Annotated in this window: 8 protein-coding genes and 1 rRNA gene; 7 read left to right on the forward strand and 2 right to left on the reverse strand. The window is 72.1% G+C overall.

Features of this window, described 5'->3' with window-relative positions; genetic code table 11:
- Positions 1–20: 20 nt before the first annotated feature.
- A complete protein-coding gene (locus GA0070561_RS18045; RefSeq protein WP_244166275.1) occupies positions 21–2,636 on the reverse strand; it encodes a cation-translocating P-type ATPase in 2,616 nt (871 codons plus the stop codon).
- Positions 2,637–2,811: 175 nt separating this feature from the next.
- Here GA0070561_RS18045 and GA0070561_RS18050 point away from each other — a divergent pair, with 175 nt between their 5' ends.
- The 5 genes from GA0070561_RS18050 (at position 2,812) to GA0070561_RS18070 (ending at position 7,657) form a co-directional block, all read left to right on the forward strand.
- Positions 2,812–3,315, forward strand: a complete 504-nt coding sequence (locus tag GA0070561_RS18050) for an ArsR/SmtB family transcription factor (protein ID WP_244166277.1) — start codon at positions 2,812–2,814, stop codon at positions 3,313–3,315.
- 50 nt (positions 3,316–3,365) lie between these two features.
- A complete protein-coding gene (locus tag GA0070561_RS18055) occupies positions 3,366–4,841 on the forward strand; it encodes a serine hydrolase domain-containing protein (RefSeq protein ID WP_091402028.1) in 1,476 nt (491 codons plus the stop codon).
- Positions 4,842–4,887: 46 nt separating this feature from the next.
- Positions 4,888–5,388 (forward strand): GNAT family N-acetyltransferase, encoded by a 501-nt coding sequence (locus GA0070561_RS18060; RefSeq protein WP_091402030.1) that lies wholly within the window; start codon positions 4,888–4,890, stop codon positions 5,386–5,388.
- A gap of 9 nt (positions 5,389–5,397) precedes the next feature.
- Positions 5,398–6,039 (forward strand): hypothetical protein, encoded by a 642-nt coding sequence (locus GA0070561_RS18065; RefSeq protein WP_091402032.1) that lies wholly within the window; start codon positions 5,398–5,400, stop codon positions 6,037–6,039.
- 280 nt (positions 6,040–6,319) lie between these two features.
- Entirely contained in the window at positions 6,320–7,657 is a 1,338-nt protein-coding gene (locus tag GA0070561_RS18070) for a hemolysin family protein (RefSeq protein ID WP_091402034.1), read from the forward strand.
- Between the two features lie 22 nt (positions 7,658–7,679).
- On the opposite strand, the gene GA0070561_RS18075 is transcribed toward GA0070561_RS18070, so the two are convergent.
- Entirely contained in the window at positions 7,680–8,069 is a 390-nt protein-coding gene (locus GA0070561_RS18075; RefSeq protein WP_091402036.1) for a PaaI family thioesterase, read from the reverse strand.
- A gap of 100 nt (positions 8,070–8,169) precedes the next feature.
- Here GA0070561_RS18075 and tyrS point away from each other — a divergent pair, with 100 nt between their 5' ends.
- Both tyrS and GA0070561_RS18085 read left to right on the forward strand, forming a co-directional pair.
- Entirely contained in the window at positions 8,170–9,462 is a 1,293-nt protein-coding gene (tyrS, locus tag GA0070561_RS18080; RefSeq protein WP_091402261.1) for a tyrosine--tRNA ligase, read from the forward strand.
- 644 nt (positions 9,463–10,106) lie between these two features.
- Positions 10,107–10,165, forward strand: a 16S ribosomal RNA gene (locus GA0070561_RS18085); the annotation flags it as partial.

A 10,165-nucleotide genomic window follows, 5' to 3' on the forward strand; every position in this document is an offset into this window, starting at 1 on the left:
CTGGCGTGCGGGCCGGACGGTCAGGGGCGGAGGGTAAGGGACCGGGGGCCATTGGTCCCGTCACGCCGGTCACTGCGCGGGGTCGGACGGCGACGGGTCAGCCGCAGCATCAACCCGGGCAGGGCGCTGACCACCGCGCAGGCCAACAGCACGCTCGGCGCCAGGGGGTCGGTGCCGAGCAGGTCCCGCAGCGGGGCGAGGAGCACCCCGCCGACCTGCAGCAGTGCCGACACCGCGACCGCGACGAGGAGGCCGGGGTTGCCGCGCCGCGCGCCCGCCGGCCGGGGTGCCCGGACGGCCAGTGCCACGCCGAGCTGGGCCAGCCCGAGCACCACGAAGACCACCGACTGCCAGGGCAGATCCCGGTCGGCGGCGACCACACCGGCGCCGAGCACCACGGCGGCGATCAGCGCGCCGGTGACCAGGACGTCCCGACCGAGCCCGGCGCCGAGCACCGACTCCTGTGGCGAGCGGGGCGTCCGGCGCAGGGTGCCCGGTTCGGCCGGCTCGGCACCGAGGGCCACCCCGGGCACGCCGTGGGTCAGCAGGTTCACCCAGAGGATCTGTGCGGGTTGCAGCGGTACGGCCAGCCCGAACAGCGGGCCGATGAGCATCACCAGGATTTCGGCGACCCCGCCGGAGAGGGCGTACCGCAGGAACCGGCGGATGTTGTCGTAGATGCGGCGGCCCTCACCGATGGCGGCGGCCACTGTGGACAGGTCGTCGTCGACGAGGACCAGGTCGGCGGCCTGCCGGGCGACCTCGGTGCCGCCACCCATCGCCACCCCGATGTCGGCGCGGCGCAACGCCGGCGCGTCGTTGACTCCGTCGCCGGTCATCGCGACCACGTGACCGCGGGCCTGCAGGCCCGCGATGATGTCGAGCTTTTGTTCCGGTTGGGTCCGGGCGAAGACCCGGGTGTCCGGGTGCGCCGTCGAGTCGTCGTCGCCGCGGGCGAGAGGATCACCGTCCTGCCACAGGCCGAGCTGGGAGCCGATCGCCGCGGCGGTGGCCGGGTGATCGCCGGTGATCAGCAGCAGCCGTACCCCGGCGGCGTCGAGACTCTGGGCGATCTCGGGGGCGCCGGCGCGCAGCGGGTCACCGACGGCGACCAGACCGAGCGGGCGCAGGCCGGTCGGCGCGGCAGGGTCCGGCGACGTGTCCGCCAGGGCGGCGGCGACGGCGAGCACCCGCAGTCCCTCCCCGGCGAGCCGGTGGGCGGTGCGGGTCAGCGCGGCGATCTCATCGTCGGTGGCGTCGAGCAGGGGCGTGGTGAGGACGCTCTCCGGGGCGCCCTTGCAGACCACGAGATAGCGGCGGTCGCAGGAGCGGTGCACTGTGACCATCCGTCGTTGAGCCTGGTCGAACGGGTGCTCGGCGACCCGTGGCCAGGCGGCGCGGGTGTCCTGCGGGTCGAGGCCGCACCGGGCCGCGAAGGCCACGAGCGCCGCTTCGAGAGGATCCCCCACGGCACCCCAGTCGCGTCGTTCCTCGTCCGGGGGTGACAGGGCGGCGTCGTTGCAGAGCAGCCCGGCCCGCGCCAGCCGGCGGAGTTCCTCCGGTACGGCCACCGGCGCGCCATCCTGGCGCACGGCGCCGTGCGGGGCGTACCCACTGCCGGTGACCTCGTACCGCGCCCCGTCGGTGGTGGCAACCTGCTGCACCGCCATGCGCCCCTCCGTGAGGGTGCCCGTCTTGTCGGAGGCGATCACGGTCACCGAGCCGAGTGTCTCCACCGCGTGCAGCCGCCGCGGAATGGCGTGCGCGGCGGCCATCCGGCGCGCGCCCAGCGCCAGCGCCAGGGTCACCACCGCCGGCAGCGACTCGGGTACCGCCGCGACGACCAGACTCACTGCCGTGATGGCCATGTCGACCACCGGCCGACCGCTGATCACCCCGATGGCGAAGACCAGCCCGGACAGCACGACCGCGACCAACCCGAGCGTGCGGCCCAGGGCGGAGAGCCGCCGCTGCAGGGGAGTGGCGGCGGGCCGCGTGCCCGCCACCAGGGTGCTGATCCGGCCCAATGCGCTCGCCGGCCCCGTCCGGATCACCGTGCCGTCCGCGCGTCCGGTGGTGACCACCGTCCCGGCCAGCGCCTCCTGACCGACGGTCCGCCCCACCGGTACCGACTCACCACTCAACGCGGATTCGTCCAGTTGCAGCCGGTTCGCCTCGACCAGCAGCAGGTCGGCCGGCACGATGTCGCCGGCCTCGATCCGGACGAGGTCGCCCTGGACCAGGTCGGCGGCGGGGACGGCCAGGTCCCGGCCGTCACGGACCACCCGGGCGGTGGGGGCGGCGAGCTGGCCCAGCGCCGCGATGGCGCGGTCGGCGCGGATCTCCTGCACCACCCCGATGATCGTGTTCACCAGCACGACCAGGACGATCACCGCGGTGTCCGGGTAGTCGCCGAGCACCGTGGTCACCACAGCGGCGGCGAGCAGCAGGGCCACCAGTGGGTCGGTGAGCTGGTGCAGCACCCGTACGGCCGCATGCCGGCGCGGCGGCGGTGCCACCGCGTTGGGTCCGTTCGCCCGTAACCGGGCGGCGGCCTCTGCCGCATCGAGGCCGACCGCTACGGGCACATCGATCGTGCCCTCCAGCGTCCGGCCCGGACCGCCGGTCTTCGCCACCAGTGACCTCCCCGTCCCGCGCGGCGCGTCACCGGCACGCCGTCCGTCTCACCATCCCGTTGAGTGATCACCCAGGGCAGAGGCGTTGCGCCCGAGGGGCTCGGGACCAAAGACCCGCGCCGGACCTCCCGGGCTCGGGGTTGTACGGATATACGTTTGTACGTACTATCGACCTATGACCACCATGGAGTCGCGGCTCGCCGCGCTGGAGACACAGGTCGCCGCGTTGAGCGAGCGCCTGACGGCGGAGCGACCAGCTCCGCCCGCATCCGAGGGCACGTTCTGGGCACTCGACGGCCTCAAGCAGCGCCTGCCGCCCGACGGCACCGGCGCGGTCCTCTACACCGGCACCGTCCGCGTCGCCGGCCAGCACTACGACTGGCAGTACGGCCGCACCGTCGACGACGTGCTCGCCGCCGACTGGACGGAGCTGGCCAGCACCCTCTCCGCGTTGGCCCACCCGGTGCGGTTACGGCTGCTGCGGGAAATCCTCGATGGCCGGCAGAGCACCAGCGAGCTGGCCGAGATCGAGGAGCTGGGCACCACCGGCCAACTGCACCACCACCTGCGCCAGATCACCGCCGCCGGTTGGCTGCGCAGCACCGGCCGAGGCCGGTACGCGGTCCCCGCCGAACGCGTGGTGCCGCTGCTGGCCATCCTCACCGCAGCCGGCCGCTGACCAGACGCGGCTCGGCCGCCCATCCGACGACCCCCCACGGAGGAATCACAATGCGCCGGACGACCCTCAGCGTCCTCGTCGTCGCGCTGATCGCCGCCCTGGTCGGGGTGGCGTTGATGCCCCGGGTGCCCCGACTCGGCGCGCAGACCACCGGCGATCGCGACCTGGCCGCTGCCGCACGGTCCGCCACGCCCGACCCGTCGGGGCTCCGCGGACTCGCCGTCGCCCTGGTCGAGAACGGCCGGATCCGCACCGCCGGACTGGGTGACCGGGACCTCGCCGGTCGGCCAGTGGAGCCGGGCACCCCGTTCGAGATCGGCTCGGTCACCAAGGCGCTCACCGGCATGCTCCTCGCCGACCAGGTCGCCGCCGGTGTCGTCGGCCCCGACGACCGGCTCGGCAGCACCTGGCCCGAGGTCACCGGCCCCGCCCGTGACGTCACGCTCGCCGAACTCGCCAGCCACCGCGCCGGCCTGCCTCGGCTCGCCCCCGGCTCCCCGCTGGCATGGGCACGCATCCTCTGGTCCAACGTCTTCGGCGGAAACCCCTACGCCGGGCAGGGCGTCGACGCCGTTCGCAGCGCCGCCGACCGGGTCAGCACCGACGACGACGAGCGCGGCGAGGTCCACTACTCCAACCTGGGACCGTCCGTGCTCGGCCACGCGCTCGCCGCGAAGGCCGGCGTCGCGTACCCCGAGCTGCTGCACGACCGGCTGCTACTGCCGCTCGGCATGACGGCAACCATCGTCGCCACCCGCGACGACGAACTGCCGGCCGATCGCGCCCAGGGCAGCCGGGCCGGCGGCCGGCCGCTCGATCCGTGGGCGGGAGCCGGTTACGCGCCGGCCGGCGCCGGCCCCTGGTCCACGGCGGAGGACCTCGGCCGGTTGCTCGCCGCGACGCTCGCCGGCACCGCACCAGGTGCCGACGCCGCCACCGCCCGCTACCGCGAGGACGACGACACCCGCATCGGGTACGGATGGTTCACCACCCGGCACGGCGATCGCGAGGTGGTCTGGCACAACGGCGCTACCGGCGGGTTCCGGTCCTACGTCGGCCTCGAACGGGCGACCGGCCGGGCGGTGGTGGTGCTCGGCAACACCGACAAGGGCGTCGAGCCGATCGGGCTGCGGCTGCTCGGGGTGCCACCGAACGAGGCCGACTCGGCGACGTCGATGGTGCTGCCGTGGATCGGCGCCGGCCTCGCGGTTGTCCTCACCTTCCTCGGCGGCATCTCCCTGCTCGGCACCGCCCGCCGTCGCCAACTGGACCAGGTGACGCTGCTGGCGGCGGCGATCTGGGCGTTCGCCTATCTGGGGTTGGGGCACCGGTTGGGGGACTGGTCGGTGGTGCCGGCCTGGCTGTGGCCGCTCGGCGCCGGCCTGTCGGCGGCGGGGGTGGCCCTGGCGGCGACCCGGTGGCGCGCCCTGCCGGTGGTCGACGCGCGGGTGCCGTGGCGTCGACTGCTGTCGGTGGCGAGCTCCGTGGGCACCGCCGTGCTGGCGGTCGTAGCCGTCGCCGGCTGACTCGCCGCAGCCGCTTCGTGTCACAGCCGTTGCGTACCCTCGGCCGATGACCTCCGATCTGCTGCTGCGCCCGGTCCGTGAGGACGACCTCGTCGAGTTCTTCCTGCACCAGCAGGACCCGGAGGCCAACCGGATGGCCGCGTTCGGCCCGAAGGACCCGTCCGACCGTCGGGAGTTCGCCGCACACTGGGCCCGGGTGCTCACCAACCCGGCGAACCTGGTCCGCACCGCCGAGGTCGACGGCGAGGTGGTCGGCTACGTGAGCGCCTGGCCGGCCGAGGGGCAGACCGAGGTCAGCTACTGGATCGACCCGGCGCGCTGGGGCCGGGGCCACGCCACGGCGGCCCTGGCCGCCCTGCTGCGCGAGCTGCCCCGGCCGGTGCACGCCCGCGCCGCCAAGGACAACGCCGCCTCCCTCGCGGTGCTCCGCAAGTGCGGGTTCGTGGTGGTCGGTGAAGACTCGGGGTACGCCAACGGCCGCGGCGAAGACGTCGAGGAGTGGCTGCTGGAGCTGCCCGCCGACGGCCCTGACCTGGGCGGGCACTAGTCTCGCGGCGTGAACTGGTTGGATCTCGTCGGCTGGGCCGGCTCCGCGGTGCTGGTCTGGTCGCTGCTGCAGTCGCGCGTCCTGCGGTTGCGGGCGCTCAACCTCGTCGGCTGTTTCGTGCTGATCGGCTACAACGCGGCGATCGAGGTCTGGCCGATGGTCGGGCTCAACATCGTGCTCGCGGTGATCAACATCTGGTACCTGCGCGGGATGCTCGCCACCCGGCACGACGAGAAGACCTACCAGGTGGTCGAGGTCGGTGTCGACGACCAGTTCCTCGCGCACACGCTGCGGGTGCACGCCGCCGACATCGCCCGGTTCAACCCCGGCTTCCACTGGGACCCGGACGCGTCGGGGCGCTCGGCGTTCCTCGTGGTCACGGCCGACGAGGTGGTCGGCGTGGTGCTGTCGCACGCCGAGGCGCCCGGCGTCGCCCAGATCGACCTGGACTACGTGACCCCGAAGTTCCGTGACTTCACGCCGGGTGAGTTCGTCTACCGGCGCAGCCACCTGTTCACCGAACGCGGCTTCCACCGGGTGGTCAGCCCACCCCGGATGGTGGCCCCCTACTACCACCGGCTCGGCTTCCGCCCGGAGGGCGACTCGTACGTCCTCGACCTGCCGGCGTCACCGACGCCCCAGTCGGCGTAACTTCCCGTCGCCCCGGCCGGCGCAGCGTCGCCGTCGCCCCGGCCGGCGCAGCGTCGCCGTCGCCCCGGCCGGCGCAGCGTCGCCGTCGGTCCAGTCGGCGTTGCGTCACCGTCGTCCGATTCGGCGTAGCCTCACCTCGTCCGATTCGGCGTAGCGTCGCCGGGGCAGGATTCGGCCGGCGCCGGACGGGGCAAAGACACGCCTACGCCGGGCGGGCTCGCCGACCGGCGGGTGCCGCGCGTAGCGGCCGGTGCCACCACCACGAGGGAGCGAACCGGGCGTGCAGAGCTACGGGAGCCAACTGGCCCTGGTCGGAGTCCTGGTCGTGATCAACGCGCTCTTCGCGGGCAGCGAGATGGCGTTGGTGTCGCTGCGAGACAGCCAGATCCAGCGGCTGGAGCGCACCAGCCGGGCCGGGCGGGTGCTGGCCCGGCTCGCCAAGGACCCGAACCGCTTCCTGGCCACCATCCAGATCGGCATCACCCTCGCCGGGTTCCTGGCCTCCGCCGCCGCGGCGGTCTCGCTGGCCAAACCCCTGGTGCCGCTGCTCGGGGTGTTCGGCGGCGCCGCTGAGACGGTGGCGATCGTGGTGGTCACCCTCGCGCTGACCTTCGTCACCCTGGTCTTCGGCGAGCTGGCACCCAAGCGGATCGCCATGCAGTCCGCCGAGCGCTGGGCGCTGCTGGTGGCCCGCCCGCTCGACCTGCTCGCCAGCCTCACCCGTCCGGCCGTCTGGGCGCTCGGCGCCACCAGCGACGTGGTGGTCCGCCTGGTCGGGCTCAACCCCAAACACGAGCCGGAGGAGATCGGCCCGGACGAGCTGCGCGACATCGTCTCCGGCAACCACGGCTTCACCAAGGAGCAGCGCACCATCATCGCGGGTGCCGTGGAGATCGCCGACCGGCGGTTGCGGGCTGTCCTCGTACCCCGGTTGCAGGTCTTCACGCTCGACAGCGGGACCACAGCGGAGGCCGCGCGGCTCGTGCTGGCCGCCACCGGGCACTCCCGGGCTCCGGTCGTGCGCCACGGCGGCCTGGACGACACGGCCGGAGTGATCCACCTGCGTGACCTGGTGGGTGTGCCCGACGACCGCCCGGTCGACGAGATCGCCCGACCGCCGATGCTGCTGCCCGACTCGCTGCCGGTGGTGGAGGCGCTGCGCCAGTTCAAGGCCGAGCGTCAGCACATCGCCCTCGTCGTGGACGAGCGTGGTGCCGTCGACGGCATCGTGACGCTGGAGGACATCCTGGAGGAGATCGTCGGCGAGATCTACGACGAGACCGACCGGGATGTGCGCTCGGTGCGGCGCGACCCCGACGGTGCGCTGCTGCTGCCCGGCACCTTCCCGGTGCACGACCTGCCGGACATCGGTGTGGAGCTGCCGTCGCGTCCGGTCGGTGACTACACCACAGTCGCCGGGCTGGTGCTGGCCCGGCTCGGGCACATCCCCACCGTCGCCGGGGAGGACGTCACGCTGGACGGTTGGGTGCTGGTGGTGGCCGGCATCGACCACCGGGCGATCACCGAGGTACGGCTCAGCCGCGTACCCGATGAAGCCGACGGCGACGCCGACACCGACCAGCCCACGGAGCCGATGCTGGACGAGGCCCGCAGTTGACCCGTCCGGCGAATGCCGTCGCTCAGGCGGGCGAGAGGTTCTGCAGCCGGACCTGACCACGGGCGACCAGCCGCTCGTCGGCGTCGGTGATCTCCACCTGCCAGAGCTGCTGGCTGCGGCCCCGGTGCACCGGGGTACCGACCGCCCTCAGCTCGCCGTCCCGGACGGCCCGCAGGAAGTCGGTCTGGTTCGACACCCCCACCACCGTGCCCCGGTCGGCCAGCCAGAGGGAGCCACCCACGCTGGCCGCGGTCTCCACGACCGAGCAGTACACCCCGCCGTGCTGGATGCCGAACGGCTGGTGCAGCTCCGGGCGGACCTGCCAGCTGATGACCACCCGGTCGGCGCTGGCCTCCTCGAACTTGAGGCCGAGCAGGGCGACGAAACCGCCCGTCAGATCCGGAATCTCCATGGCAAAGCCCTCCTCGATCAACGAGGCGCAAGCCTAGCCGGGGCGGGTTGCGCCAAACCCGGTACGGGTTGGTGCCGGCGATGGGGGAGAATCGGTGACCGTGACCGACAGCAGCCCTCCGCCCTCCGGGCGGGACTCCCTGACCGACGACCTGCTCTGGCGTGGCCTGATACAGGACTCGACCGGCCTCGACGAGCTGCGCGAGCTGCTCGACAGTGGGAAGTCCGCCACGTACTACGTGGGCTTCGACCCCACCGCCCCGAGCCTGCACGTCGGCAACCTCATGCAGGTCCTCATGGCCCGCCGGCTGCAACTCGCCGGCCACCGCCCGTTGCTGTTGGTCGGCGGGGCCACCGGGCAGATCGGTGACCCGAAGGAGAGCGCCGAGCGGGCACTCAACCCACTCGACGTGATCGCCGGCTGGGTCGAGCGGATCCGCGAGCAGCTCGCGCCCTTCGTGTCGTACACCGGCGACAACGCGGCGCAGCTGGTCAACAACCTGGACTGGACCGGCGAGATGTCGGTGGTCGAGTTCCTCCGAGACGTGGGCAAGCACTTCCCGGTGAACAAGATGCTGGCGCGGGAGGTGGTGCGGGCCCGCCTGGAGACCGGCATCAGCTACACCGAGTTCAGCTACCAACTGCTACAGGCCAACGACTTCTACGAGCTGCACCGCCGGCACGGCTGTCAGCTCCAGTTCGGCGGCTCCGACCAGTGGGGCAACATCACCGCCGGCGTCGACTACGTCCGTCGGCGAGGCGCCGGGCCGGTGCAGGCGTTCACCACGCCGCTCGTCACCAAGTCCGACGGCACGAAGTTCGGCAAGAGCGAGGGCGGCGCCGTCTGGCTCGACCCCACGATGACCAGCCCGTACGCGTTCTACCAGTTCTGGCTCAACGTCGAGGACCAGGAGGTCGACCGCTACCTGCGGTACTTCAGCTTCCGGTCCCGTGAGGAGCTGGAGGAGCTGTTCAAGGCGACCGCCGAACGACCGGCGGCCCGGTTGGCGCAGCGGGCGCTCGCCGAGGAGCTGACCACCCTGGTGCACGGTGCGGACGAGACCCGGCAGGCTATCGCCGCCAGTCAGGCGCTCTTCGGCCGCGGATCGTTGGAGGAGCTGGCGCCGGAGACCCTGCGCGCGGCCCTGACCGAGGCGGGCCTCGTACGCCTCACCGGCGAATTGCCGGATGTGGCGGGTCTGCTGCGGGACTCCGGTCTGGTGAGTGGCCTCAAGGAGGCTCGGCGGGTGATCGCCGAGGGCGGCGCCTACGTCAACAACAACCGGGTGACCGAGGTGGACGCGAGGGTGTCCCCGGCCGACCTGCTGCATGGGCGATACCTGGTGCTGCGTCGGGGGAAGCGTTCGTTCGCGGGCGTTGAGCTGGGTGAATAGCCACCTGTCGACGATGTGACGGGGGACGCGTCCGGCGGATTTGACGATCATCCCGCCGGACGCGTAACTTTCTCTCTGCCAGCGCGGAACGGACGAAACAGGCGAAAGCCTGAAGCGGCCGGAGCGCGGGCCAACGACCAGGGGGTCGGGTGGGCACGCCCACCGGAGCCCCACCGGGAGGTGCCGCCAGAAACGCCGCGAGGCGGATTTGGCGCCGCGAAACCGACCGGGTATGGTTACGAACCGGTAGGGCACCGGGCGGGTCGCGAGAAATCGCGACGGCCGGCCTACCGAATCCATGACGAGAGCGGCGCAAGCCGGTTGCGACATGGTGCCCGCGTTATCGGGTCGAAGCACGACGAACCGCGAAATATCGGTTTGACACGGCGGAAACGAGCGGGTAACGTAGTAAAAGTGCCTGGCGCTGAAAGCGCCGGTCACGGAGCGGGAAATAGCCCCGGTTGGGGTTCCACTGAGGTGGGGCTTCTGGTCGGTGTGTGGTTGTTCTTTGAGAACTCAACAGGGTGCTTGTAAAGCCAGTGCCAATTATGATTTATACCCCGGACTGGTCAGGCTTTTGTCTGGCTGGTTGGGATTCCTTTGGCAACATTTGTTTGTTGTCAGGATGCTGTTCAACTAATTTTTTGTTGGAGAGTTTGATCCTGGCTCAGGACGAACGCTGGCGGCGTGCTTAACACATGCA

It is taken from the genome of Micromonospora saelicesensis, from assembly GCF_900091575.1.
Lineage (GTDB): Bacteria > Actinomycetota > Actinomycetes > Mycobacteriales > Micromonosporaceae > Micromonospora > Micromonospora saelicesensis.

Bases quoted from the DNA above. Each gene is read 5' to 3' on its own strand.
- GA0070561_RS18060 (WP_091402030.1), top strand. From the start codon at position 4,888: ATGACCTCCGATCTGCTGCTGCGCCCGGTCCGTGAGGACGACCTCGTC.
- GA0070561_RS18075 (WP_091402036.1), bottom strand. From the start codon at position 8,069: ATGGAGATTCCGGATCTGACGGGCGGTTTCGTCGCCCTGCTCGGCCTC.
- GA0070561_RS18055 (WP_091402028.1), top strand. From the start codon at position 3,366: ATGCGCCGGACGACCCTCAGCGTCCTCGTCGTCGCGCTGATCGCCGCC.
- GA0070561_RS18050 (WP_244166277.1), top strand. From the start codon at position 2,812: ATGACCACCATGGAGTCGCGGCTCGCCGCGCTGGAGACACAGGTCGCC.